Source organism: Anaeromyxobacter sp. Red801 (assembly GCF_049201065.2).
In the GTDB taxonomy this organism is placed as follows: domain Bacteria; phylum Myxococcota; class Myxococcia; order Myxococcales; family Anaeromyxobacteraceae; genus Anaeromyxobacter.
In genome coordinates this window covers 2,259,121-2,283,073 of sequence record NZ_CM181236.1, presented here as the reverse complement: position 1 = coordinate 2,283,073, position 23,953 = coordinate 2,259,121, and the positions used below count along the sequence as shown (strand labels likewise).

Annotated in this window: 18 protein-coding genes and 1 pseudogene; 11 read left to right on the top strand and 8 right to left on the bottom strand. The window is 75.5% G+C overall.

Annotated elements, in window-relative coordinates; translation table 11 throughout:
* Nucleotides 1-24: 24 nt before the first annotated feature.
* Both lon and ACOQFB_RS10490 read right to left on the bottom strand, forming a co-directional pair.
* Nucleotides 25-2,532: an endopeptidase La gene (lon, locus tag ACOQFB_RS10495; protein ID WP_059439323.1), complete on the bottom strand. Its 2,508-nt coding sequence runs from the start codon at nucleotides 2,530-2,532 to the stop codon at nucleotides 25-27.
* Between the two features lie 156 nt (nucleotides 2,533-2,688).
* Entirely contained in the window at nucleotides 2,689-2,913 is a 225-nt protein-coding gene (locus ACOQFB_RS10490) for a hypothetical protein (protein WP_059439320.1), read from the bottom strand.
* A 38-nt stretch (nucleotides 2,914-2,951) separates the two neighbouring features.
* Between ACOQFB_RS10490 and ACOQFB_RS10485 the strand changes: the two genes are divergently transcribed.
* The 4 genes from ACOQFB_RS10485 to ACOQFB_RS10470 all read left to right on the top strand — a co-directional run bounded on the left by ACOQFB_RS10485 (nucleotide 2,952) and on the right by ACOQFB_RS10470 (nucleotide 7,318).
* The gene (locus ACOQFB_RS10485) at nucleotides 2,952-4,076 is read left to right on the top strand and encodes a hypothetical protein (protein ID WP_421611013.1); all 1,125 of its coding nucleotides are present in this window, start codon (nucleotides 2,952-2,954) and stop codon (nucleotides 4,074-4,076) included.
* A 106-nt stretch (nucleotides 4,077-4,182) separates the two neighbouring features.
* A complete protein-coding gene (locus ACOQFB_RS10480; protein WP_059439591.1) occupies nucleotides 4,183-4,989 on the top strand; it encodes a metallophosphoesterase family protein in 807 nt (268 codons plus the stop codon).
* Between the two features lie 4 nt (nucleotides 4,990-4,993).
* Complete coding sequence (locus ACOQFB_RS10475; protein WP_421611012.1) at nucleotides 4,994-5,896, top strand: hypothetical protein; 903 nt, start codon at nucleotides 4,994-4,996, stop codon at nucleotides 5,894-5,896.
* 3 nt (nucleotides 5,897-5,899) lie between these two features.
* Nucleotides 5,900-7,318: a type II toxin-antitoxin system RelE family toxin gene (locus tag ACOQFB_RS10470; RefSeq protein ID WP_494492561.1), complete on the top strand. Its 1,419-nt coding sequence runs from the start codon at nucleotides 5,900-5,902 to the stop codon at nucleotides 7,316-7,318.
* Nucleotides 7,319-7,394: 76 nt separating this feature from the next.
* Here the strand turns inward: ACOQFB_RS10470 and ACOQFB_RS10465 are convergent, their stop codons facing one another.
* Nucleotides 7,395-7,625, bottom strand: a complete 231-nt coding sequence (locus ACOQFB_RS10465; protein ID WP_421610919.1) for a hypothetical protein — start codon at nucleotides 7,623-7,625, stop codon at nucleotides 7,395-7,397.
* A gap of 153 nt (nucleotides 7,626-7,778) precedes the next feature.
* Nucleotides 7,779-8,468, bottom strand: a complete 690-nt coding sequence (gene lexA, locus ACOQFB_RS10460) for a transcriptional repressor LexA (RefSeq protein ID WP_421610920.1) — start codon at nucleotides 8,466-8,468, stop codon at nucleotides 7,779-7,781.
* A 108-nt stretch (nucleotides 8,469-8,576) separates the two neighbouring features.
* Between lexA and ACOQFB_RS10455 the strand changes: the two genes are divergently transcribed.
* Nucleotides 8,577-9,482: a hypothetical protein gene (locus ACOQFB_RS10455; protein ID WP_421610921.1), complete on the top strand. Its 906-nt coding sequence runs from the start codon at nucleotides 8,577-8,579 to the stop codon at nucleotides 9,480-9,482.
* 15 nt (nucleotides 9,483-9,497) lie between these two features.
* Here the strand turns inward: ACOQFB_RS10455 and ACOQFB_RS10450 are convergent.
* Nucleotides 9,498-11,172, bottom strand: a pseudogene (locus tag ACOQFB_RS10450) (ABC1 kinase family protein).
* An 82-nt stretch (nucleotides 11,173-11,254) separates the two neighbouring features.
* Here ACOQFB_RS10450 and mutS point away from each other — a divergent pair.
* The gene (gene mutS, locus ACOQFB_RS10445) at nucleotides 11,255-13,903 is read left to right on the top strand and encodes a DNA mismatch repair protein MutS (RefSeq protein WP_421610922.1); all 2,649 of its coding nucleotides are present in this window, start codon (nucleotides 11,255-11,257) and stop codon (nucleotides 13,901-13,903) included.
* A gap of 71 nt (nucleotides 13,904-13,974) precedes the next feature.
* Here mutS and ACOQFB_RS10440 read toward each other — a convergent pair whose 3' ends face one another.
* From ACOQFB_RS10440 to elbB, 3 genes are all read right to left on the bottom strand, one after another.
* Nucleotides 13,975-14,253, bottom strand: coding sequence for a cytochrome c3 family protein (locus ACOQFB_RS10440; protein ID WP_059439292.1), 279 nt, complete (start codon nucleotides 14,251-14,253; stop codon nucleotides 13,975-13,977).
* Nucleotides 14,254-14,473: 220 nt separating this feature from the next.
* The gene (locus ACOQFB_RS10435; RefSeq protein WP_011420752.1) at nucleotides 14,474-14,761 is read right to left on the bottom strand and encodes a cytochrome c3 family protein; all 288 of its coding nucleotides are present in this window, start codon (nucleotides 14,759-14,761) and stop codon (nucleotides 14,474-14,476) included.
* A gap of 166 nt (nucleotides 14,762-14,927) precedes the next feature.
* Nucleotides 14,928-15,593, bottom strand: coding sequence for an isoprenoid biosynthesis glyoxalase ElbB (elbB, locus tag ACOQFB_RS10430; RefSeq protein ID WP_421610923.1), 666 nt, complete (start codon nucleotides 15,591-15,593; stop codon nucleotides 14,928-14,930).
* A gap of 158 nt (nucleotides 15,594-15,751) precedes the next feature.
* Here elbB and ACOQFB_RS10425 point away from each other — a divergent pair, with 158 nt between their 5' ends.
* From ACOQFB_RS10425 to ACOQFB_RS10405, 5 genes are all read left to right on the top strand, one after another.
* Entirely contained in the window at nucleotides 15,752-17,572 is a 1,821-nt protein-coding gene (locus tag ACOQFB_RS10425) for an N-acetylmuramoyl-L-alanine amidase (RefSeq protein WP_421610924.1), read from the top strand.
* Nucleotides 17,573-17,673: 101 nt separating this feature from the next.
* Complete coding sequence (locus tag ACOQFB_RS10420) at nucleotides 17,674-19,542, top strand: M61 family metallopeptidase (protein WP_421610925.1); 1,869 nt, start codon at nucleotides 17,674-17,676, stop codon at nucleotides 19,540-19,542.
* 45 nt (nucleotides 19,543-19,587) lie between these two features.
* Nucleotides 19,588-22,635 carry a [protein-PII] uridylyltransferase gene (gene glnD, locus ACOQFB_RS10415; RefSeq protein ID WP_494492560.1) on the top strand — a complete coding sequence of 1,016 codons (3,048 nt, stop codon included), beginning with the start codon at nucleotides 19,588-19,590 and terminating at the stop codon, nucleotides 22,633-22,635.
* Nucleotides 22,605-23,549 carry an ATP-grasp domain-containing protein gene (locus ACOQFB_RS10410; protein WP_421610927.1) on the top strand — a complete coding sequence of 315 codons (945 nt, stop codon included), beginning with the start codon at nucleotides 22,605-22,607 and terminating at the stop codon, nucleotides 23,547-23,549. The genes glnD and ACOQFB_RS10410 overlap by 31 nt, the downstream gene beginning before the upstream one ends.
* Nucleotides 23,542-23,937, top strand: coding sequence for a general stress protein (locus ACOQFB_RS10405; protein WP_012526193.1), 396 nt, complete (start codon nucleotides 23,542-23,544; stop codon nucleotides 23,935-23,937). Before ACOQFB_RS10410 ends, ACOQFB_RS10405 begins: the two co-directional genes overlap by 8 nt.
* The last annotated feature ends 16 nt before the right edge of the window (nucleotides 23,938-23,953 follow it).

The following is a 23,953-nucleotide window of genomic DNA, read 5'->3' as shown; positions in this document are numbered from 1 at the left end:
CCCGTCGAAGGATCCGTCCGCGGGCTAGACCCGGATCTCGTCCGGCTTCTTGGCGGGCGGCGTGGGCGTCGCGCCCGGCTTCTTCTCGCCCTCGGGCTCCGGCGCCGCCGGCGGCTTGCGGCCGACCGGGTTCTCCTCCAGCGCCGCCGCCAGCACCTCGTCCATGTGCGCCGCGAAGACGAACTCGACCTCCTTGCGCGCCTGCTCGGGCACGTCCAGCAGGTCCTTCTCGTTGCGGGCCGGGATGATGATCCGCTTGATGCCGGCCCGGTGCGCGGCGAGCACCTTCTCCTTGATGCCGCCCACCGGGAGCACCAGCCCGCGCAGCGTGACCTCGCCGGTCATGGCGACGTCGGAGCGCACCCGGATGCCGGTGAGCAGCGACACGAGCGCGGTGAGGATGGTGACGCCGGCGCTGGGGCCGTCCTTCGGGATCGCGCCCGCGGGGAAGTGGATGTGCAGGTCGGTCCGCTCGAGGAAGTTGGGCGGGATGCCCAGCCCGTCGGACTTCGAGCGCAGGTACGAGAGCGCCGCCTGCGCCGACTCCTTCATCACGTCGCCGAGCTGGCCGGTGAGGGTCAGCGCCCCCTTGCCCGGCATCTTGGTGGCCTCGATGAAGAGGATGTCGCCGCCGGCCGCCGTCCAGGCCAGCCCGGTCGCGACGCCGGCGATCTCCGTCCGCTCGGCGGTCTCGTTGTAGAACTTCTCCGGCCCGAGGATCTCGAGGACGTCGGACTCCTCGATGGCGCGCTTGGCGGCCGCGCCGATCTTGCCGCTCGCCACCTCCACCGCGATGGCGCGGCAGACGTCGGCGATGCGCCGCTCGAGGTTGCGGACGCCGGCCTCGCGCGTGTACGCCATGATGATCTTGATGAGCGCCTTCTCGGTGATTGCGATGGCGTCGGCGCTGAGCCCGTGCTCCCGGAGCTGCTTCGGGATGAGGTGGTTCTGCGCGATGTGCACCTTCTCCTCGAAGGTGTAGCCGGGCAGCTCCAGGATCTCCATGCGGTCCTTGAGCGGGCCGGGGATGGGATCGAGCAGGTTCGCGGTGCCGATGAACATCACCTTCGACAGGTCGTAGGACAGGTCGAGGTAGTGGTCGGAGAACGCGTGGTTCTGCTCGGGGTCGAGCACCTCGAGCAGGGCCGCCGAGGGATCGCCGCGGAAGTCCGCCCCGAGCTTGTCGATCTCGTCGAGCATCATCACCGGGTTCACCGTCCCGGCCTTCTTCATCGACTGGATGATGCGGCCGGGGAGGGCGCCCACGTAGGTGCGCCGGTGCCCGCGGATCTCGGCCTCGTCGCGCACGCCGCCCAGCGACAGCCGCACGAACTTGCGGCCGGTGGCGCGCGCGATGGACTGGCCGAGCGAGGTCTTCCCGACGCCCGGCGGGCCCACGAAGCACAGGATGGGCCCGCGCATGTCGTTCTTCAGCTTGCGGACGGCCAGGTACTCGAGGATGCGCTTCTTGATCTTCTCCAGGCCGTAGTGGTCGGTGTCGAGGATCTGCCGCGCGTTCTCGATGTCGAGGTTGTCGTCGGTCCGCTTGGTCCAGGGCAGGTCGGCGATCCAGTCGAGGTACGTCCGCGCCACCGTGTACTCGGAGCTCGCGGTCGGGATCGACTTCAGCCGGTTCAGCTCCTTCTGCGCGACCTTCTCCACCTCGGGCGGGAGCCCGGCCTTCTTCAGCCGCTCCTGCAGCTCGTCGAGCTCCTCCTCCTCCTCGCCGAGCTCGCCGAGCTCCTCCTTGATGGCCTTGAGCTGCTGGCGCAGGTAGTACTCGCGCTGCGTCTTCGACATCTCGCCCTTCACGGCGGAGTCGATCTTGTTCGAGAGCTTCAGGATCTCGCGCTTGCGGTTGAGCAGCTCGAGCACGAGCTTCATCCGCGCCTTGAGCTCCACCGTCTCGAGGACCTGCTGCTTCTCCTCGATGGGCACGTCCACGTTCGCCGCGATGAGGTCGGCGAGGTGGCCCGGGTGCGTGATCGACTCGACCAGCTCGGTCGCGGCGGCCGGGAGCTCGGGCATGAGCTCGATGACCTCGCGCGCCAGCTTCTTCAGGTTGATGGCGAGCGCCTCGACCTCGACGTCGTCCACCACCGAGCGGTCCTCGACCGCCTCGATGCGCGCCTTGAGGTACGGGCTCTCCTGCACCAGCTCGAGCACCTTGAACCGGGCGAGCCCCTGCACGACGAGCGAGTAGTTGTCCTCCCCCATCTTCAGGAGCTTCACCACCCGCGCCACGGTCCCGACCGTGTAGAGGTCGGCCGCGCCCGGGTCCTCCTCCTCGGCCCGGCGCTGGGTGACCACGCCGATGACCTGCTCGTCGCGGACCGCGTCCTTGATGAGCGCGATGGTCTTCTGGCGGCCCACCGCCAGGGGCAGGACGCCCCCGGGGAAGAACACCGAGTTCCGCAGCGGGAGGATCGGCAGCACCGCCGGGATGTCCTCCTTGTTGATGAGGACCGGAGGTCCCATGGCCGGGGCCACCTGCGCCCCCGCCCCCGCGCCCTTCTTTTCCTTCTCGGACATCGCCGTCTCCTTCCGCTCGCGCACCGATCAGGGATACCCGTCGCCTGCGCCGTTATCAACAAGAAGCAAGTGGTCTTCCGAGCGCTTGCGCCCGTTTTCCGCGCGCGCGATCCGCCGCGCGCGGCGACACGTCCAGCCGCAGGGGCCGCGCGCCCGTCAGCGCTCGTTCAGGGCCGTCCGTCCGGGGCGAGAGATGGTCTTCCCGTCCGGCTCGCCGCCGGGGCCCCCGGGATCCCGGCGAACCGGGCCCTCGCTGGGCGCCCACAGGCCGGTGCGGCGCTCGTCGTCGCCGGAGCCCGACACGTACCGGCTCCGGGCGGGCAGCTGCTCGGGTGCCACCCCGGGCCCATCGGCGGGCGACCACGCGCGCTTGGCAGTCATGCCCTCTGGATAAGACCGACTTCCCGAAGGGCAAGCGCGTGGGCAATTTCGCACCCGTGCAGCCGGGTCAGACCGCGCTCGCGATCGGCGCGGGAACGCTCGCCGTCCTGGCGGTGACCTTGCTCGCCCTGCTGCTGCGCACCCGCCGGCCGGGGGTGCCTGCCGAGGCGCGGGCGCTCCTCGCGCAGGTGCCGGGGGCGCTCGGCGACGCGGCGCTGCTGCTCGACCCCGAGGGCTTCGTGGTGGCCGGGAACGCGGAGGCGGCGGCGCTGGCCGGGCTCGCCCCGGACCGGCTGCGCGGGGCCAAGGCGTCGGTGATCCTGGGGGAGGACCTGGCGGTGCTGCAGCGGGGCGCGGCGCGCGGCCCGAGCGCCGCGCGCGTGCAGCTGCGCACCCGGGGCGGCGCGGCGGCGGCCCGCGCGGTGGTGGTGCGGGTGTCCTCGCGGCCCCCGCGCGATCTCGCCGTGCTGCGACCCGAGCCGGCGCTCCCGCGGCCCACCCCGCCGCCCCTGCCGCCGGCGCGGCCCGGCGCGGGGGCGTGCTCCGCGGATCTCGGCGCGATCGCCGCCGCGCTCCGCGAGCCGCTGGCGCGGGCCTCCACCGCGGCCTCCATGCTGCGGCTCCTCGCGCCCCGCCTGGCGCTCGGCGCCGGGGAGCTGGCGCGGCTCGAGGGCGCCCTCGGCGATCTGGAGCGGCGCCTCGGCGCGCTCGGGGCGAGCTCGGGCGGGAGCGCCGCCCGGCCGGTCGATCTCGCCGCCGCGCTCGGCGAGCTCGCGGCCCAGCTCCCGCCCGGCGTGCGGGTCCGGGCGACGCTCGAGCCGGCGCCGGTGCTGGCCGACGAGGCGCGGCTCCGCGCGATGTTGCGCGAGCTGCTGCGCGCCATGTGCGAGGCGCTGCCGGCGGGCGGCGAGCTCACCGCCACCGTGGCGGTGCGCCGGGGCGCGGCGGTGCTGGAGCTCGGGCGCGCCGGCGGACGGGGCGCCGGCGAGGCGGGCGCGGCGGCGCTGGCACGTGCGGCGCTCGGCCCCGAGGGTGCGCGGGTGGAGGAGGAGACCGCACCCGGGCGCGGACGCGTGCTTCGCCTCGTGCTTCCGCTCGCAGCGCCGCCGGCGGCCCCCGCGCACGCTCCCACCGCGGGTGCGACCGGCCCGAGCTTCGTTTGACGCACGCTGGAGGGGTCGATAGCATCCACCGCGCGTTCCGTCCGGTTCCGCGCACCCCCTCCCAGGAGCCCGCATCCTCCGCCTCGGTCACATCAGCGACCTGCACGTGGCCGACCGCGGCCGGTACCCGCGGAACGGCTTCACGGCCCGCGACTGCGAGCGCCACTCGGCGCGCCTGGCCAAGGGGCTGCTCGACGCGCTGCGGGAGATCGGGGTGGACCACCTGGTGGTCACCGGCGACCTCACGTTCTCGGGCGAGCCGCGCGAGTTCGAGCGCGCCGCCGAGCTGCTCCGGCCGTTCGCCGAGGCGGGCAAGCTCACGGTGGTGCCGGGCAACCACGACGTCTGGACCGAGGAGGCGGTGGAGACGGGCCGCTTCCTGCGCGCGCTCGGCCCGGACGGCAAGGGCATGAAGAAGGCCGCGCCGTCCTATCCGCACGTGGTCCCGCTCGGCGACGAGGCGGTGCTGATCGCGCTCGACAGCGCGCGCTACGGCGACGACCCCTGGACCACCCCCGGCCGGCTGGGCGGCGAGCAGCTCCGCGCCGCGCGCGAGCTGGCGCGCGAGCACGCGCGGCTGGGCCGGGCGGTGCTGCTCGCGTTCCACCACCACGTGGTGCTCCCGCCCGAGCGCGTGCCGTCCGACGCGCACGTCTGCCGCATGCCGCTCGCCGACGCGGACCAGGTGGTCCGGCTGGTGGCGGAGGTCCCCGTCGCGGCGGTGCTGCACGGGCACCGCCACACCGCGTTCCGGGTGGACCTGCCCGGCGCGGCCGGGCCGACGCCGGTGCTCTGCGCGGGCTCGGCGTCGCGGACCGCCGACGAGCCGGTCCGGAGGGCCCGCGCCTACCTGTACGAGGTCGATCGCACCGGGGTCCGCAGCGTCGAGGCCCTGGTCGCCGGCACGGAGTGAACCCATGAAGAAGCTGCTCATCGTCGTGCTGCCGCTCGGGCTCGCGATCCTCGGGGGCGCCTCGGTCCTGTCCGGCCAGCGCACCGCGCAGGCCACCGCCGAGTCGCGCCTGGAGCGCGCGCGCCTCAAGCGCGAGTTCGCCGAGCGCGCCGCGCTGGCGCGCGCCCTGCCGCCGGAGCGCGCGGTGCAGTGGTCCGACGAGGCCACCTCGCTGCTGGGCTGGTACTCCGAGGGCCTGAAGGAGATCCGGGCCCGCTTCCCCGGCGTGGAGGCCGCGCCGACGGCGCTCGCCGCCGCCGAGGCGGAGCGCAAGGGCAAGCTGGCGGACAAGGACCGCGCCGCCATCGAGGACTTCCAGAAGTACGCCGACGGGCGCGCCGCGCTCCTGAAGGCCCGCTGGGCGCCGGTGCAGTCGGTGCAGGCGAACGGCCTGCGCCTCGATCTCGTCGCCATCGAGCCGGGCGCGTCGCCCGGCGGCGGCCCGGGGCTGCGCATCGACTTCGCGCTGTGGGGCGCGCCGCGGCTGGTGGACCGGGAGAAGACCGGCGACCGCACCGTCACCCGGGTCATCTCGCCGGTGTCCTTCGACAAGATCGGCTTCCGCTTCCTCGACGCGGCCGGCAAGCCCTACGGCGAGATGAGCGGCCCCGGCGAGCCGTACCAGAAGCTGGTGGACGCCGAGCGCTTCGTGGAGGACTTCCCGCCGGGCGTGATGTTCGGCACCTGGTGGGTGGAGCTGCTGCCGCGCGAGGCGGCCACGGTGGAGCTCGACCTCGGCGTGAACGTGCGCGGCGCGGGCGGCTCGTCGGTCCCGGCCGCCTTCCACGTCTCCATGCCGGTCGCCGAGCCCTGGAAGATCCCGCCCGGCGCGGTGTACCAGGCCGAGGTCCGCGAGGCGGCGCAGTAGCCCGTGGCCTCCCCGAAGGCGAAGCCGGCGAGGCCGGCGAAGCCCGCCGCGGCCGAGGCCGCGAAGCCGAGGAAGCCCGGGAAGGCGAAGCCGACGGCCGCCGCGGCCGGAGAGGGCGCCGCGAAGGCGAAGGCGCCGCGGCGCGCCGCGCGCCCGCGCCCGGCTGCGCCGCCCCCGCCGCCGCCGCTCCCGGATCCGTCCGGCGACGCGCCGCTGCACGAGCTGTCGCGCGACGGCCTGTCGGTCCTGCTCTACGTGGCGCTCCTCCCCGACGAGACGCGCGCGCTCGTGAAGGAGCTCGGGCTGAGCGTGCCCGGGTTCCGCACCGACGCGCTCTCCGACGTCGAGCGCTGCGACGTGCTCGCGGACGAGATCCGCGCCGCGCCCGCCACCCGGGCGCGCGTGCTCGACGTGCTCCGGAAGGAGTTCGGCGGGATGCCGCTGCCGGTGACGCCGCTCGAGCCGCGCGACGCGGACGACCTGCTCGCGGTGGGCAGCTCGGACCACGGCCTCCCGCTCGCGCTCTGGCGCGTGCTGGCCGACCCGGCGCCGGCGGTGCGCGAGCGCGCGCTCCCGGTGCTGGAGCAGCTCGCGAAGGAGTACTACGGGCCGGCGCCGGAGGGCGCGGCGCCGCGGGGCACGGAGGCGAAGGCGCCCTCGCCGGAGCAGGAGGCCGCCGCGGCCGCCGCGCGCGTGCAGGCCCTGGAGAAGTCGCTCGAGCGCGCCGAGCAGCAGGTGGAGTCGGTGCGGCGCAAGGGCGAGGAGCAGCGCGAGAAGCTCCAGGAGTGGCTGAAGGAGGCGCGCGCCCGGGCCGCGCAGGCGGTGGACGACGCCGCGCGCGCGCGGGAGGCGGCGGAGGCGGCCGGCCGGGCGCGGGAGCGGGCCGAGGCGGCGCTCGCGGCGGCGCAGGCCACCGACGCGGCCGCGGAGGCGTCGAGGCATCGCGCCGCGGCGCGCGAGCTGGAGGGCAGGGTGGCCGCGCTCGACGCGAAGGTGGCGCGGCAGGCCGCGCGCGAGGCGGAGCTGGAGGCGGCGCTGCGCGAGGCGCGCGCCGCGGCGCAGGCGGCGCCGGCCGGCGCGCCGGCGGCCGCGGGCGTCGAGGCGGACGAGCCGGAGGACGCGCCGGCGTCGTGGCTCATGCCCGTGTACACCCGCGAGTTCTACGACTCGCTCGCCGGCTGGGATCGCCGGATCCAGCGCGCCGCGTTCAAGCAGGCGGCCCTGCTGGCGCAGGACCACCGGCACCCGAGCCTGCGCGCGCTGCCGCTCGAGGGGCTGCCCGGCTACTACCGCGTGCGGGTCGCGACCGACGTGCGGCTGCTGTACCGGCGCGGCGAGCGCCAGAACGAGATCGAGATCCTCTCGCTCATCGACCGGGAGGACCTCGACCGCTACGTCCGCCAGGCGAAGACGCGGCAGTGACCGCGGCACCGGCAGGACGCGCCGGTGACCGGACGTGCGACCCCCTCGACCGCACGTCCGGCCAGCGGCGCTGCCGCTAGTCCATCCCCTCGAGGTGATCGGCGGCCTCGGTGCCGCCCTCGCTGGCGCGCGGCTCCGGCCTGCGCCCGCGCCTGCTGCGGGACCGCGGGTCCTCCGCCGCCGACAGCTCCTTCCCGGCCGCGAGCAGCCGGGCCCACGCTTCGGGCGTGGGTTGCGCGCGTGCGGCCTCCAGCGCCTCCCGGTACGCCTTGCGCGCGGCGTCCAGCCTGCCACTCGACCTCGCCATGCCGCCTCCCCTCCGCAGGGTCCGTAGGACCTGTGCGCAAGATAGGCGTGCAGGAAGGGCAAGGTAAGCCGAGGGCGGGCTCGCCCTGGTGGGCAGGACCCGTCGCAGGCGGCGGCCGTACGAGCATCGCCCGGCGGCCCGGCCGCCGCGCGGTCAGGTGAGCTTGCGGTACACGCCGACCACCACGCCGAGGATCATCGTGCTGCGGAAGTCGGAGTGGCGGACGTAGATGGGCGCCATGCGCGGGTTCGACGGCTGGAAGCGCACGCGGTCGCCCTCGAAGTAGACGCGCTTCACCGTGGCCTCGTCGTCGATCATCGCGACCACGATCTCGCCGTCGTCGGCGTTGAGCTGCTTCTTCACGAAGACGTAGTCGCCGGGCAGGATGCCGTCGCCGATCATCGAGTCGCCCTGGACGCGCAGCCCGTACACCTTCTTGTTCGTGCCGAGCAGGAACGCGTCCACCTGCACCGTGTCCTCGACGCGCTCCTGCGCGAGGATCGGCATGCCGGCGGCGACGCGGCCGACGATGGGGATCTCGATCATGCGGCTGCCGGGGCGGGCCGGGCCGCGCACCAGCGGGACGACGTTCGAGCCGGTCTCGGCGCCGCCGCCGAGCGCCTCGCGCGCCGCGGACGTCGGGATGAGCGCGCGCGACTTCACCGGATCGCGCGTGAGGTAGCCCTTGCGCTCGAGCGCCTTGAGGTGGTCGTTGACGCCGTTCGTGGAGCGGATGTCCAGCGCCTCGCCGATCTCGCGGATCGTGGGCGGGTAACCGTGGTCCTCGATCTGCGAGGCGATGAAGCGGAGCACCTCGAGCTGGCGGTCGGTCAACCCTTCCATGGAGCCACCTCCTGAACATCGGTATACTGGCTCGGCGTTCAGAAGACAAGCAAACGCCCGGCCGGCGGCCCGGTTGCCCGGGGCGCGGGGCGGGGATACGGTCCGGCCGTGCCGCCCACCCTCGGATCCGCCCTCTCGCTCGGCGTGCGCGCGCTGGCCCGCGAGGCCTGGCTCGTCGCCCCCGGCCTCGCCGTCGCCGGCCTGCGGCGCGCGCTCGGCTGGCCCGCGCTCGCATTCGCCTGGGGGATCCTCGCCGAGGCCGCGTTCCAGGCCGCCCGCGCCGCGCCGCTCGACCCGGTCGCGCCGGTGCGGGGCATGGCGGCGGTCGCCTGGGCGCCGCGCGCGCTCGCGATCGCGGGCGGGCTGTGGCTGGCCGGACGGGTGGCGGGCGCGCTGCTGCGGGTGGCCTGGCTCGCGGGCGCGCTGCCCGCGCTCGGCGCCGCCATGCGCGGCGAGCGCGGCGGCCCGGATCGCTTCGCGGCGGGGGTGGCGTACCGGCTGCCGCGGGTGCTCGCGACCGCGCTCCTGGGCCTGGTGGCGGAGGTGTCGGGCGGCCTGTTCGCGGCGGCGCTCGCGCTCGGGACGGCGCGGCTGGCCGGCGCCGGCGGCGGGCCCGGCGCGGTGCCGCTCGCGGCCGCGGCGGCGCTCGCGCTCACGCTGGCGGTGGCGGTGCCCGTCGCGCTCTCGGTGGCGGTGGACGCCGCGGTGGCGCGCGCCGCGCTCCTCGACGAGCCGGCCGGCGCGGCCTTCGCCGCGGCGGCGCGGCGGCTGCTCGCGCGCCCCGGCACGTTCGTGCTCGCCGCGATCGCGTTCGGGATCGCCGGCGCGCTCGCGCCCGCGATGGTCGAGGGGTTCGGGGGCGCGCTGCCCGGGGCCGCCGCCGCGGGCCCGGGCCTGGCGGTGGCCGGCGCGACGCTGATGCTGGCCGTGGCGGCGACCGGCGTCTCGGCGGCGGTGGACCTCGCCTGGCTGGGGACGGTCGCCGCGCTCGCGTGCGCGGAGGAGCGCGGCTGAGCGGGGCCGGCCGGCTCAGCGCTTCAGCCAGCGGCGCAGCGAGATCTTGCGCATGCGCAGCGTGGCGAGGTGGTACGCCGCCGCGAACGCGCACAGCAGCGCCGCCGCGCCCAGTGCGAGCCCGCCCAGCAGGCCCTCGCCGCCCGCCAGCACCACCAGCCCGCCCACGGTGAGGCCGGCCGCGAGCAGGCCGAGGAACACGAGCACCCCGAGCGCCCGCACGTGGCCGCCGATGCGGTCGATGGCGTCGGAGGCGACGTTCACGCGGAACTTGCCGCCCTCGAGGTCCACCAGGATCTGCGAGAGCTGGGTCGGCACGTCCTCGGCCAGCCCCTGCAGCTTCAGCAGCGAGCGCATCAGCAGGCCGGAGGCGTCGGACGGGTTGAAGCGCGAGAGCAGCAGCTCCTTCGCGTAGGGCAGCCCGACCTCGAGGATGTCGAGCTTCGGGTAGAGCCGGCGGATGATGCCCTCGATGGTGATCGAGGCCTTCGCCAGCACCGCGTACTCCTTGGGGATGCGGATGCGGTGGCGGATGGCGAGGTCGAGGAGGTCGCGCAGCAGCGTGGCGCTGCGGATCTCGTCCAGCCGCAGCCCGAGGTAGCGGTCGAGGATGGCGCGGATGTCCTCGCGGAACTCGGTGATGGGCGCGCGCGCGTCCGGCACGCCGATCCGGGTTCAGCACCCGCGCCACGGTCTCCGGGTCGCGCAGCGCCACCGCCACGATGAGCGTGACGAGCGCCTCCTGCTGCACGCGCGACAGCCGGCCCACCAGGCCGAAGTCGAGCAGGGCGATGCGGTCGCCCGGCAGCACCAGGATGTTCCCCGGGTGCGGGTCGCCGTGGAAGAGGCCGTCCTCGAACAGCTGCCGGAACGACGCCTCGATGACGTTGCGCGCCACCCGCTCGAGGTCGAAGCCGGCCTCGGCGGTGACGTCGGAGACCTTCACGCCGTCCACGTAGTCGAGCGTGATCACCGTGTCGCAGGACAGCGCCCGGTGCACGCGCGGGATCACGAGGAAGTCGCGGCCGGCGGACGCCTCGTACATGGCGGTGGCGTTGCGGGCCTCGTTCGAGAAGTCCAGCTCCTCGTGGATGGTCCGGTCGAACTCCTCCATCACGCCGGTGGGCGTGTAGATGCCGGTCTCCTCGATCACCGCCTCGAGCAGGCCGGCGAGGTCGTGGAGCAGCGCCAGGTCCGACTCGATCTGCTCGCGGATGCGGGGGCGCTGCACCTTCACCACCACCCGCACGCCCTCGTGCGTGGTGGCGCGGTGCACCTGCGCGATCGACGCGCTGGCGAGCGGCGCCGGGTCGAGCTCCGCGAACAGCGTCTCCACCGGCCGGCCCAGGCCGCGCTCGATCTCCTCGCGGATCTCGGCGACGCCCACCGGCGGGCAGGCGTCCTGCAGCTTCTCCAGCTCGTCCACCCAGTGCGACGGCAGCACGTCGGGGCGGGAGGAGAGGAGCTGCCCGAGCTTGATGAACGTGGGCCCGAGCTCGCCCAGCATGGTGCGGAAGCGGGCGGCGGTGGTGCGATCCGGGGCGGGGAGCGGCTCGCCCGGCGGCGGCGCGTCGCGCCCCAGCACGTCGCGCAGGCGCATCCGCTCGAGGTAGGCGCCGAAGCCGTGGCGGGCCATGGCGGCCGAGATCTGGCGCAGCCGGTTGAGATCCTGGAACGCCCGCCCGAGCATGGCCCGCGACTGTAACACCGGGGTCGGGGGGTGGCCACGGCCCGTGCACGGCGGCCCCGGCATGCGGTAGAACCCATCGCCCATGCCGGAGATCGCCCAGGCGCACACGCCGATGATGCGGCAGTACCTCGAGACCAAGGCGAGGTACCCCGACGCCATCCTGTTCTTCCGCCTCGGCGACTTCTACGAGATGTTCTTCGAAGACGCGCTCACCGCGTCCGAGGCGCTGCAGATCACGCTGACCGCGCGCTCCAAGGGCGACGACAAGGTCCCGATGTGCGGCGTGCCGTACCACGCGGCGCGGGGCTACGTGGCGCGCCTGCTGGAGAAGGGGTTCAAGGTCGCGATCTGCGACCAGGTGGAGGAGCCGGGCAAGTCGCAACTGGTGAAGCGCGAGGTCACCCGCGTGGTCACGCCGGGCATGGTCCTCGACGACCAGGTGCTCGATCCGCGCGAGGCGAGCTGGCTGGGGGCGGTGGCGCTGGAGGGCGGGCGCGCCGGGCTGGCGCTGCTGGACGCGTCCACCGGGCAGCTGCAGTGCGGCGAGGTGGACGGCGACGAGCGGCTGGTGGACGAGCTGCGGCGCGCCGGCGTGCGCGAGCTGGTGTTCTCGGACGCGGCCGACGGCGCGCGCACGGAGGCGATCGCGCGCGCGGTGGGCGCGCCGGCGGCCCGCCGCGGCGCGGCCGAGTTCGAGCGCGCCGAGGAGCGGCTGCGCAGGCACCTGGGCGTGCCCAGCCTGGACGGCTTCGGCGTCTCCGGGCTGCCGCTGGGCCTCTCCGCGGCCGCGGCCGCGCTCGCCTACCTCGCCGACACGCAGCGCGCGGCGCCGCGCCACGTGGACCGGATCTCGCGGCTCTCCACCGACGACGTCCTCCTGCTCGACGAGGCCACCCGCACCAACCTCGAGCTGGAGCGGACGCTCTCCGGCGGCCGCAAGAAGGGGACGCTGCTCGCGCTCCTCGATCGCACCGTGACCGCGCCCGGCGGCCGGCGCCTGGCGGAGTGGCTCCGCTACCCGCTCACCGATCTCGCGCGGATCGGCGCGCGGCTCGACGCGGTGGAGGAGCTCTCCGGCGCCTCGGTGGCGCGCGAGGAGCTGGCCGGGGCGCTCCGGCCGGTCGCCGACCTCGAGCGGCTGCTCTCGCGGCTCGTGCTGGGGCAGGGGAACGCGCGGGACCTGCGGGCGCTGGCCGGCGCGCTCCTGGCGCTGCCGGCGCTGGCGGACGTGCTCGAGGCGCGCGGCGCCGCGCTGCTGCGCGAGGCGGGCGGGCGGCTGCGCGGCCTGGAGGCGCTCGCGGCGCACCTCGACGCGGCGGTCGCGGAGGAGCCGCCGGCCACGCTGCGCGAGGGCGGGATCATCCGCCGCGGCCACTCCGCCGAGCTGGACGAGATCGTCGCCATCGCCGAGGACGGCAAGGGGTGGATCGCCGGCCTGGAGGCGAAGGAGCGCGAGCGCACCGGGATCGGCTCGCTCAAGGTCCGCTTCAACAAGGTCTTCGGCTACTACCTCGAGGTCACCAAGCCCAACCTGCACCTCGTCCCGAAGGACTGGGAGCGGCGGCAGACCACGGTCGGCGGCGAGCGCTTCGTCACCCCCGAGCTGAAGGGCTTCGAGGAGAAGGTCCTCACCGCCGAGGAGCGGCGGGCGGCGCTGGAGGAGCGGCTGTTCGAGGCGCTGCGCCAGGCGGTCGCCGCCGAGGCGCCCCGGGTGCGCACCGCCGCGGACGCGGTGGCCACCGCCGACGCGCTGCTCTCGCTGGCGCGCGTCGCGGCGGAGCGCGGCTACGTCCGGCCGGAGGTGGACGCGTCCGAGGCGCTCGAGATCGTGGATGGGCGCCACCCGGTGGTCGAGGCGGTGCTCCCGGACGGTCCGGCCGCGTACGTCCCGAACGACGTGCTGGTGGCGTCGCGCGGCGCGCCGGAGTGCGCCGAGCACGGCGCGCTGCTGGTCATCACCGGGCCGAACATGGCCGGCAAGAGCACGGTGATGCGCCAGGCGGCGCTGGTGGTGCTGCTCGCGCAGATGGGCGCGTTCGTGCCGGCCCGGCGCGCGCGCATCGGGCTGGTGGACCGGATCTTCACGCGGGTGGGCGCCTCCGACGACCTGGCGCGCGGCCGCTCCACCTTCATGGTGGAGATGACCGAGACCGCGGCCATCCTCCACAACGCCACCCGCCGCTCGCTGGTGGTGCTCGACGAGATCGGCCGCGGCACCTCCACCTTCGACGGCGTGTCCATCGCCTGGGCGGTCGCGGAGCACCTCCACGACGAGACCGGCTGCCGCACGCTGTTCGCCACGCACTACCACGAGCTGCAGGACCTCGCGCGCGAGCGCCCGGCGGTGCGCAACCTCACCGTCGCGGTGCGCGAGGTGGGCGACCGGGTGGTGTTCCTGCGCAAGCTGGTGCAGGGCGGGGCGTCGCGCAGCTACGGCATCGAGGTCGCGAAGCTGGCGGGCCTGCCGGCCGAGGTGCTGGCGCGGGCCCGGGAGATCCTGAAGAACCTGGAGGCGATGGAGGTGGACGAGGGCGGCCACCCCGCGCTGGCCCGCGGCCGTCGGCGCCGCGCCGGGCCGCCCGTCGCGCAGCTCGGCCTGTTCGGCGGCGGGGCCCCGGCGGATCCCGCGGCGGACGAGGTCGCGAAGGCGATCCGCGCCCTCGACCTCGACGCGCTCCGCCCGCTCGACGCGCTCAACCTGCTGGCGGGCTGGAAGAAGTCGCTGGAGTGAAAGGAAGGGGGCCGGTCGCCCGGCCCCCTCGCGCTGCGGTCGCGGCCGGGCTCGGCCGGCCGACGGAGTCGCTACGCCTTCTTGTGGCACTCGGCGCACTTCGCCGGGCCCTTCGCTTCCTTCTTGTGGCACTCGATGCAGGTCGCGTGCGCCTTCTCCTTGCCGAACCCCTCGATCTTGCCGCCGGCGGCGGTCGCGTGGCAGGCCTCGCACTTCACCGCCGCGTGGGTCTTGTGGTTGAAGGTCACGTCGCCGTTCTTCGCCTTGAGCACGGTCGGCGCGGCGGGCGCGGCCGCCATGGCGGAGCCGGTGAGCAGGAAGGCGGCCACGATCGAAGCGAGGAGCTTCATTGGGATGTACCCCTGGTGAGAGCGGACGGGTCCATTCCCGTCGCGAATTGGACGGGCACTCTAGCCCGCGCATTCTCCCGGGCACCTGCGGCAAGTGCGCGCATGCGCGCGCGGGCGCAGGCGCGGATTGAACACACCGGCCCGCACCATTGGTCAAAGCGGCGCAAATGAAGAGGGGCCGCGCGCGGCGGCCCCTCGGTGCGGCGGCGAAGCGGTGCGGCTACGCCTTCTTGTGGCACTCCGCGCACTTCGTCGGGCCCTTGGCCTCCTTCTTGTGGCACTCGATGCAGAGGCCGTGCGCCTTGTCCTTGCCGAAGCCCTCGATCTTCCCGCCGGCCGCGGTGGCGTGGCAGGTCTCGCACTTGCCGAGCTTGTCGGCGTGCGCCTTGTGCGGGAACGTCACGTTGCCCGGCTTGGCCTGGAGGGTGAGGGTGGCGGGCGGCTCGGCGGCGACGGCGACGACGGCGACGGTCAGTGCGGCGAACAGCGCAGCGAGGTACTTGGTCACGTGGGGCTCCTCGGAATCGGGGCGGACCAGCCCGCCCGGCTATCGGACGCGCGACATTACTCGATATTCAGGGGGGGTCGGAAGAATTGTCGCACGGGGGCCCTGACCGGCGTCCCCGGTTGACGTGCATCAATTCAGGGCCTTTCCTCCCGCCGGCAGGGGACCGTCAGGCCATCTCCAGCACCGCCGAGACCAGCTTGTCGATCCCGGTCGCGACCGGCGCGATCCAGGGGCCGAGCATGTAGGCGGGCGTGCTCGCGACCTTCAGCCGCTCGTCCACCACCGCGTCCTCCACCTTGCAGTCCACGTGGCGCGCGCCCCAGGACTCGATCGCGGCGGCGGTGTCGCGGTCGTTCCCGATGGTGAGCTTGACCCCCTCGGGTCCGAGGATCCGCGCCGCGATCACCGGGGCGATGCAGATGAACCCCATCGGCCGGCCGGCGCCGCGCACCTCGCGCACGATCCGCTCGACCTCGGGCAGGACGCGCATGGCCCGGCCCTCGACCGCGAAGGTGCAGAGGTTCTTGGCCGCGCCGAAGCCGCCCGGGAACACCAGCGCGTCGAGGTCGCGCCCGGAGACGGCGGAGAGCGGCGTGATCTGCCCGCGCACGATGCGGGCCGCCTCCGCCAGGACGCGGCGCCGCTCGCCCTCGGCCGGCGCCCCCTTCACGTGATCGACGACCTGCAGCTGCTCGACGTCGGGCGCGGTCGCGATCAGCTTCGCGCCGCGGCGGTCGAGCGAGAGCAGGGTGCACACCGCCTCGTGGATCTCGGCGCCGTCCAGGAACCCGCAGCCGGACAGGACGACGCCCACGCGCTTCTGGCTCGCCATCGGAGGCCTCCCCGGAATGTCGACGCGCCAGGATACCGCCGCCGCGCGCGCCCGGGCAGCGTCCCGGGCCGGGCGGGGGAAGCCCCGGGGGCACGGGACCCCGGCGCCGCGGACGGAAATTGGACGGAGATATCGAGCGGGGGGACATTCGCCCTCCCATGCGCCGCGCCGCCGTCCTGCTCGCCGTGCTGATGCTCGCTGCCCCGGTGGAGGCAGCACCGGCCGCGCGAAGCCGCGGCCGGACGCCCGCCGCCGCGAAGCACGACGCGCCGCGGCGCGCGGCGGCCCGGGCCCGGCCGGCCACCGCCGCGCCGAAGAAGCCCGCCGTCCGGGCGAAGGCGAGGCGGCTCGAGGACGCCAAGGCGGCGATGTCCGCGCTGATGCGCGACCGGAACCGGCGCCGCTACCGGCACCACTGGGAGAAGGCCATCCGCGGGCTCCAGCAGGCGGCGCGCGGCAAGGACGCGCCGGCCGCGCTGCTCGAGGCCTCTCGCGCGCGCTACGCGCTGTACCGCTGGTCCGCGGTGGAGTCGGACCGCGACGAGGCGCTCCGGCTCGCCGCGCGCGCCACGCGCCTCGGCTCGCGCGACGCGCCCGCGCTCGCCGCCGCGATCCGGCGCGAGGCCGGCGACGACCGGCCCGCCCGCGCCGCCGCGCCGCCCCGGGCCGCGCCGAAGCGCGCGCCGGCGCCCGCGCCCGCCGCCCCGGCGGCGCCCGAGCCGGAGCCGGCCGACGCCGACGAGGAGCCGGCCCCGGAGCCCGCGCTCGACGCGGCGCTGGCCGACCTCCGCGGCGAGCCCGCCCGGCCCATGCCGCTGGGCGAGTCCGGCGGCGAGGGCACCGCCACCGTCTCCGAGGTCCGCACCTGGTCGAGCGGCGACTACACCCGCGTCGCCATCTACCTGTCGCACTGGGTGGGCTGGCACAAGCTGGAGCTCGCGCCCGAGGGCGACCGGCCGCGCCGGCTCGCGCTCGACCTGCGCCCGGCGCAGCTGGACGGCAAGGCGGTCGAGCGCGCCGTGGCGGGCGACCAGGTGGACCGGGTGCGCGCGGCGCAGAACGGCCCGAACACCGTGCGCGTGGTGCTCGACCTGCCCGGCGACGACAAGGTGCAGCTCTTCACGCTGGACGACCCGCCGCGCCTGATCGTGGACGTGGGGACGCACGCCGCCATCCACCAGGCGATCGCCGGGGCGACCCGCGCGGCGGAGCCGGCGCCGGCGCCCGGCCCGGGCCCGGCCGCGCCGGCGGGGAAGGCCGGCCCGTCCGCCGGCGAGGGCGAGCTCGGGCCCATCCGCCGCATCGTGGTGGACGCCGGCCACGGCGGCCACGACCCCGGGGCCATCGGCCCGACCCGCGTGCGCGAGAAGGACGTGACGCTCGCGATCGCGCGGCGGCTGGCGCGCAAGCTGGAGGCGGAGGGCTTCCAGGTGGTGCTGACGCGGCGCGACGACCGGTTCCTGGCGCTCGAGGAGCGCACCGCGCTCGCGAACACGGCGCGCGGCGATCTGTTCGTCTCGGTGCACGCGAACGCCCACCCGCGCCGGGTCCGGGCCGGCGTGGAGACCTACTTCCTGAACGTGGCCGACGACCGCTACGCGGCCCGCCTCGCCGCCCGCGAGAACGGGCTCGACGCCGAGGACGGGCCGTCCGAGGTGGCGCGCATCCTGAGCGACCTCGACGCGAAGGCCAGCGCCGACAGCTCGCGGCGGCTGGCGCAGCTCGTCCAGCGCGAGGTGTGCGCGGGCGTGCGCTCGCGGGTGGGCGACGTGAAGGACCTCGGCGTGAAGAGCGCGCTCTTCTACGTGCTGCTCGGCGCCCGCATGCCCGCGGTGCTGGTCGAGACCGGGTTCATCTCCAACCGCGCCGAGGAGCGGCGGCTCGGCTCGGTGCGGTACCAGGACGAGGTGGCGTCCGGGATCACCCGCGCCGTGACGCAGTTCGCCCGGGGCGACGCGCGGGTCGCGGCGGCGCGCTGACCCGGCGTGGACCGACGGCCCCCGCGCGGTGCATGGGCCCGGAAGCCCTCGACACGGCGGCCGCTCTCCGCTATGCGTGAAGGCTCTCGCCGGGAGCGTGCATGCTGGGAGCCGCAGTCGCCGTGGGCCTCGCTGCGCTGAGCGCGGCGCCGCCGATCGATCTCGAGGTGGACCTCCGGGACGCGCCCTCGGGCGTGGTCCACGCCCGGCTGGTGATCCCGGCGCGGCCGGGTCCGCTGACGCTGGTCGCGCCGAAGTGGCTCCCCGGCGATCACCGCCCCAGCAACGCGGTGGCGGAGCTGGCCTCGCTGGCGGTGACCGCGGGCGGGCGGCCGCTCGCGTGGACGCGCGACCCGGTGGACCCGTACGCCTTCCACCTCCAGGTGCCGCGCGGCGCGGACCGGGTCGAGGTGGCCCTCGATCAGCTCGCGCCGCCGGCGGGGCAGGGGAGCTCCGCCGCCGGGTCCTCCTTCACCTCGCAGCTCGGCGTCCTGGGCTGGGGGACGGCGGTCCTGGTGCCCGCCGGCGTCCCCGCCGCCGAGCAGCCGGTCCGGGCGCGCCTGACGCTGCCGCGCGGCTGGAAGGCGAGCACCGCCCTGCCGATCGCCGCGCGCGAGGGCGAGGCGATGCGCTTCGCGCCCGCCAGCCTGGAGCTGCTGGTGGACTCGCCGGTGCTCGCCGGGCGCCACCTGGTGGAGCTGCCGGTGCACGCGCCCGGCGCGCCGCCGCACCTGCTGGTGGTGGCGGCGGAGTCGGAGGAGGCGCTGGCGATCCCGGCCGAGCTGCGCGGCGACGTGGAGCGGCTGGTGGCCGAGGCCGGCGCGCTGTTCGGCGCGTACCCGTTCGCCAGCTACCGCTTCCTCGTCACGCTCTCCGACGAGATCGTCTTCTCCGGCCTGGAGCACCACCAGTGCGCCGACATGCGCATGCCGGAGCGGGCCCTGCTCGACCCGGTCGCGCGGCGGACGCGGGCGGGCCTGCTGTCGCACGAGTACGTCCACGCGTGGAACGGCAAGTCGCGGCGGCCGCAGGGGATGGCGACCGCGGACTTCCAGGCGCCGCCCGACGCGCGGCTGCTCTGGGTGTACGAGGGCCTGACGCACTACCTGGGCTGGGTCCTGGCCGCGCGGAGCGGCCTCGGCGGCGCGCGCCTGCCGGACTCGATCGCGGTGGCGGCGCAGGGCATGGCGAGCACCACCGGCCGCGCCTGGCGCTCGCTCGAGGACACCGCCGCGGCGGCGCAGGTGGGCTACGGCGCGCGCAGCGAGGGCGCGTACGCGCGGCGCAGCGTGGACTTCTACTGGGAGGGCGCGCTGGTCTGGCTGGAGGCCGACGCGCGCATCCGCCGGGAGTCCCGCGGCGCCCGCTCGCTCGACGACTTCGTCCGGGCGTTCCTGGGCGGGCGGTCCGGCGGGCCCGCCGTGTCGGCCTACCGGGTCGAGGACGTGATCGCCGCGCTCGGCAAGGTGGCGCCGCTCGACTGGGCCGGCTTCCTCGAGGCGCGCGTGGTCCGTGCGCGCCCGGAGGCGCCCACCGCCGGGATCGAGGCGGCCGGGTGGCGCCTCTCCATGAGCGAGACGCCCAGCTCGCTGCAGGCGGCGCAGGAGCGGGTGCTCGGGTCCTTCAACCTGGAGGCGTCGGTCGGCCTCTACCTCTCCGACGACCGGGTGGTGGACGTGGTCCCCGGCTCCCCGGCGGCGCGGGCGGGGATCCCGCCGGGCGCGAAGCTCGTGGCGGTGAACGGCCGCAAGCACACGCGGCAGCGACTGGAGGACGCGCTGCGCGCCACCGAGCGCGGCGGGGCGCTGGAGCTGCTGGTCGAGTCGGGTGAGCGCTTCCGCACGCACGCGATCGCCTGGCGCGGCGGGCTGCGCTACCCGGTGCTCGTCCGGGAGGCAGGGGTGCCCGATCTGCTGGCAGCCGTCGCCGCGCCGAGGACGGTCGCCGCCGTCCACGCGCCGGCGCCGTGATCGGCGGCGGGAGCGCGGGGCCGGCCGACGCTATACTCCGGCGCGATGACCCCCCCCGCGCTCGACGCCCTGATCAACCTCCCCGTGGCCGCGCCGTTCGAGTTCGAGGCGAAGCTCGCCGAGCTGCCGCAGGTGACCGGCGATCCCAGGGCCGCGTTCGCCGAGCTGCGCCGCTACGTCGAGGACGTCCACCGGGCCGGGGCGAGCGGGCACACGGTGGTCCGGCTCCAGAGCGCGGCCATGGACCGGGTGGTGGGCGCGCTCTGGGACCGCGCGGTCGCCGAGGCGGGCCAGGCGCACGCGCCCTCGCCGGTCTCGCTGGTGGCGCTGGGCGGCTACGGCCGGCGCGAGCTGGCGCCGTTCAGCGACGTGGACCTGCTCGTGCTCCACGCGCCGGGGAAGCCGGACGCGTTCGTGAAGACCGCGGCGGAGCGCCTGGTCTACGCGCTCTGGGACCTGCGGCTCGAGGTCGGCTACGCGGTCCGCGACCTGAAGACCTGCGACCAGCTCGCCTCCGAGGACCACACCGCGCGCACCGCGCTGCTCGACCTCCGCTGGCTGGGCGGCGACCGCGACCTGTACCGCGAGCTCGAGCGCGAGGAGCTGCACGGGCTCTCCACCGCCAAGGTGGAGAAGTTCCTGCAGGACAAGCTCGACGAGATGCGCGGCCGCCGCGAGCGCTTCGGCGACTCGCTCTACCTGCTCGAGCCGAACGTGAAGGAGTCGGAGGGCGGGCTGCGGGACCTCCAGTCGGCGCTGTGGCTGGCGCGGGTGCGGTTCAAGGTCGCGGGCATCACCGAGCTGCTCTCCCGGGCGCTGCTGCCGGAGCGCGACATCCGGGAGATGCGCCGCGCCCGCGACTTCCTGTGGCGGGTGCGCAACGAGATGCACTACCTCGCCGGCCGCAAGTGGGACCAGCTCACCTTCGACGTGCAGCCGCAGGTGGCGCTGGCGATGGGCTACCGCGACCGCGAGGGCGCGAGCGGGGTCGAGGAGTTCATGCGCCACTACTACCTGGCCGCGAAGGCGGTGCTGGTGGCGTGCGACGCGATCGTGGACCGGTGCCTGGAGACGCAGACCGCCACCGGCTGGCGCATGGTGCCGCCGCCCGCCGCCACCATCGGCGCGGAGCGGCCGGTGCCGGTGCTGCAGGGCCAGCCGACGCGCGCCGCGGACCGCTTCCTGCCCGGCGGCGAGCTGAAGGTGTTCCGCGGCCGGCTCACCGTCTCGGACAAGGACGTGCTGCGCCGCTCGCCCGCCGCGCTGGTGCGGCTGTTCGCGGCGGCGGACCGGGAGCAGCTCGACCTGTACCCGTACGCGCGGGACCTGGCGGCGCAGGTCGCCGAGGAGCTGCCGCTCGAGGCGGCCGCCGACCCGGAGCTGAACCAGGAGCTGCTGGCGTGCTTCACGCGGCCCGGGACCCGCGGCCGGTTCCTCACGCAGATGCACGAGCTGGGCGTGCTGCCCAAGGTGCTGCCGGAGTTCGCGCGGATCACCGCCCGCCGCCAGATCGACGTCTACCACGTGTACACGGTGGACGTTCACTCGCTGTTCGCGGTGCGCCGGCTGTTCGCGCTCCGCTGCGGCGACGTGAAGGAGCCGGTGCTGGGCGAGCTCATGCGGGCCCAGGCGCGCCCGCTGGCGCTCTACCTCGGCACCCTGTTCCACGACATCGGCAAGGGCGCCGGGAAGGACCACTCGGTGCGCGGCGCCGAGATCGCCGCCGAGGCCTGCGTGCGGATGGGCGTGGACCCGGACGACGCCGCCGACATCGAGTGGCTGGTGCTGAAGCACCTGCGGATGTCCGCCATCGCGCAGCGGCGCGATCTCTCGGACCCCGATCTCATCCACGCGTTCGCGGAGGAGGTCGGCACGCTCGACCGGCTGGAGAAGCTGTACCTGCTCACCTACGCGGACATGGCCACGGTGGGCCCGCGCACCTGGACCGAGTGGAAGGCGCGGCTGCTGCTCGAGCTCTTCGGGAAGACGCGCGAGGTGCTGCAGCGCGGGGAGCGCCGCCCCGAGCCCGGGACGGCGGAGGCGGCCGGGCGGACGCGGGTGGCCGGCGCGCTCGCCGCCAGCCCCCGCCACGCGTCGGAGGACGACCGGCGGCGCTTCGTCGCCGCCATGCCGGCGCGGTACTTCCTGACGGCGGGGCCCGACGAGGCGCCGCACCACCTGCGCCTGCTCCAGCTCGGGCGCGACCGGGTGCTCGCCGGGGCGCTCCGCCACCGGCGCGACCTGGGGGTGACCGAGCTGGCGCTCACCGCCCGCGATCGCCCCGGCCTGCTCGCCACGGTGGCGGGCGTGCTGGCGGCGCACCGCATCGACATCCAGCACGCCGAGGTGTTCTCCAGCTCGCCCGATCCCGCGGCGGCCGGCTGGCTGGCCGGCCGGGCGCTCGACGTGTTCGAGCTGCGCGGGCCAGACGACGGGCCGGTCGAGCCGGCGCGGTGGCGCGCCGCGCGCCGGGACCTGGCGCGCGTGCTCGCGGGCGAGGAGCCGCTCGGCGCCCTGATGACCCGGCGCCTGCGCGCCTCCACGGTCGCCGCGAAGCCGCTCCCCCGCGTGCCCACCAAGATCGTGATCGACAACCACAGCGCCCGCGCCCAGCGTGGTGGACGTCTTCACCGCGGACCGGGTCGGCCTGCTGCACACCGTCGCGCGCACGTTCTTCGAGCTGGGCGTGTCGGTGGACCTGGCGCGCATCGCCACCGAGGGGCACCGGGCGGCCGACGCGTTCTACGTCCGCACGGCCGACGGCCGGCCGCTGGAGGGCGAGCAGGCCGAGCGCGTGGTGGCCGCGCTCGAGGCGGCGCTCGCCCGCGCCGACTGACCGGCGCATTTCACGGTCCGTTCCTCCGCACCCCGCCGCCGAGGGCACGCCGGCGGGCACGCCGCGCACCGGCGACGCACGCCCGGCGGCCTCACGGGCCGCGCCACGGGCCGGACCCGGCGGGACCTCCGAGAAAGGTTCGGGATGGCGCGCCCTTGTCCTGCCAGCCGGGCATGGACACCATGTTGCGCGGCGGTCGGGGTGGGGGAAGGGAAGCAAGCCTCGCATGGAACGCTTCGTCCGGATCGGGGTCGTGACCGCCTGGCCGGAGGAGGACTGGCACAGCAAGCGCTTGCTCGCTGCGTGTGCCCGGCGGGGCGAGGCGGTGGTGATCGATCCGTCGGCGATGGCGGCCGGCGTGGGGGCGGAGGGCGTGGGGGTCTCGCTCGGCACCATGCGGATGGAGGAGGTGGACGCGTTCGTGCTCGCGCGCGGCCTCGGGCGGGCCGGCGATCCGGACGCGCAGTTCGAGATCTACCGCGCGATGGAGGGAGCCGGCGCGGTGGTGGTGAACCGGATCGAGGCGCTGCTCGCGGCCCAGGACAAGTTCCGCAGCTCGTGGCTGCTGGTCCGCGCCGGGGTGCCGACGCCGCCGGCGGCGGTGGCCCAGGCGCCGGCGGGCGCCGAGCGCGCGCTGGAGCGGCTCGGCGAGTCGGTGGCGAAGCCGCTCGCGGGCTCGCTCGGCGAGGGCGTGGAGCGGGTCCGCCCGGATCGGGCGGGGCGGGACCGCGTCCGGGATCGGGCGGGGCGGGACGGCGCCGTCTATCTCCAGGCGTACGTCCCGCACCCGGGGCGCGACCTGCGCGTGTTCGTGGTCGGGGGCACGACGCGGGCCGCGATGGTGCGGCACGCGCCGCCGGGCGAGTGGCGCACCAACGTGGGCGGCGGCGGGCGGGTGGAGGCGGTGGACTGCCCCGTGGCGGTGCGCGCGGTGGCGGAGGCGGCGGCGGGCGCGCTGGAGCTGGACTACGCCGGCGTGGACCTCGTCATGGGCGACGAGGGCGCGACGGTCATCGAGGTGAACGGGAACCCGAGCTGGCAGGGGATCCTCGAGGCCACCGGCCTGGACATGGCGGAGGCCATCGCCGAGCACGTGCTCGCCCGGGCCCTGCGCCGGCGGAAGACCAGCGACCACATTGTGCGTGAACGGACGGGGGCGACACATGGCTGAAGAGAAGAAGGGCGGCAGCAAGGGGGCGATGACGGTCTCTGAGGCCGGTCGCAAGGGCGGGGTGCGGGTCCGGGAGACGCGCGGCCGGAAGTTCTACGAGGAGATCGGCAAGAAGGGCGGCGAGACGGTGAAGGCCGAGCGCGGCCGGAAGTTCTACGAGGAGATCGGCAAGAAGGGCGGCGACACCGTGAAGGCCGAGCGCGGGCCGCGCTTCTACGAGGAGATCGGCAAGAAGGGCGGCGAGACCATCAAGGCCGAGCGCGGGACGCCCTTCTACGAGGAGATCGGCCGGAAGGGCGGGCACAAGGTCCGCGAGCTGATCGAGAAGGGGAAGGCCGGCGCCGAGGAGGAGGCCGGGAAGGGCGAGGGCATGGGGGACGATCGCTAGCACGCGGACGGGAGGG

Coding starts and splice junctions, on each gene's coding strand:
- ACOQFB_RS10425 (WP_421610924.1), top strand. CDS start 15,752: ATGCGCCGCGCCGCCGTCCTGCTCGCCGTGCTGATGCTCGCTGCCCCG.
- ACOQFB_RS10440 (WP_059439292.1), bottom strand. CDS start 14,253: ATGAAGCTCCTCGCTTCGATCGTGGCCGCCTTCCTGCTCACCGGCTCC.
- glnD (WP_494492560.1), top strand. CDS start 19,588: ATGACCCCCCCCGCGCTCGACGCCCTGATCAACCTCCCCGTGGCCGCG.
- ACOQFB_RS10410 (WP_421610927.1), top strand. CDS start 22,605: ATGGAACGCTTCGTCCGGATCGGGGTCGTGACCGCCTGGCCGGAGGAG.
- ACOQFB_RS10490 (WP_059439320.1), bottom strand. CDS start 2,913: ATGACTGCCAAGCGCGCGTGGTCGCCCGCCGATGGGCCCGGGGTGGCA.
- ACOQFB_RS10475 (WP_421611012.1), top strand. CDS start 4,994: ATGAAGAAGCTGCTCATCGTCGTGCTGCCGCTCGGGCTCGCGATCCTC.
- ACOQFB_RS10465 (WP_421610919.1), bottom strand. CDS start 7,625: ATGGCGAGGTCGAGTGGCAGGCTGGACGCCGCGCGCAAGGCGTACCGG.
- mutS (WP_421610922.1), top strand. CDS start 11,255: ATGCCGGAGATCGCCCAGGCGCACACGCCGATGATGCGGCAGTACCTC.
- elbB (WP_421610923.1), bottom strand. CDS start 15,593: ATGGCGAGCCAGAAGCGCGTGGGCGTCGTCCTGTCCGGCTGCGGGTTC.
- ACOQFB_RS10420 (WP_421610925.1), top strand. CDS start 17,674: ATGCTGGGAGCCGCAGTCGCCGTGGGCCTCGCTGCGCTGAGCGCGGCG.
- lexA (WP_421610920.1), bottom strand. CDS start 8,468: ATGGAAGGGTTGACCGACCGCCAGCTCGAGGTGCTCCGCTTCATCGCC.
- ACOQFB_RS10405 (WP_012526193.1), top strand. CDS start 23,542: ATGGCTGAAGAGAAGAAGGGCGGCAGCAAGGGGGCGATGACGGTCTCT.
- lon (WP_059439323.1), bottom strand. CDS start 2,532: ATGTCCGAGAAGGAAAAGAAGGGCGCGGGGGCGGGGGCGCAGGTGGCC.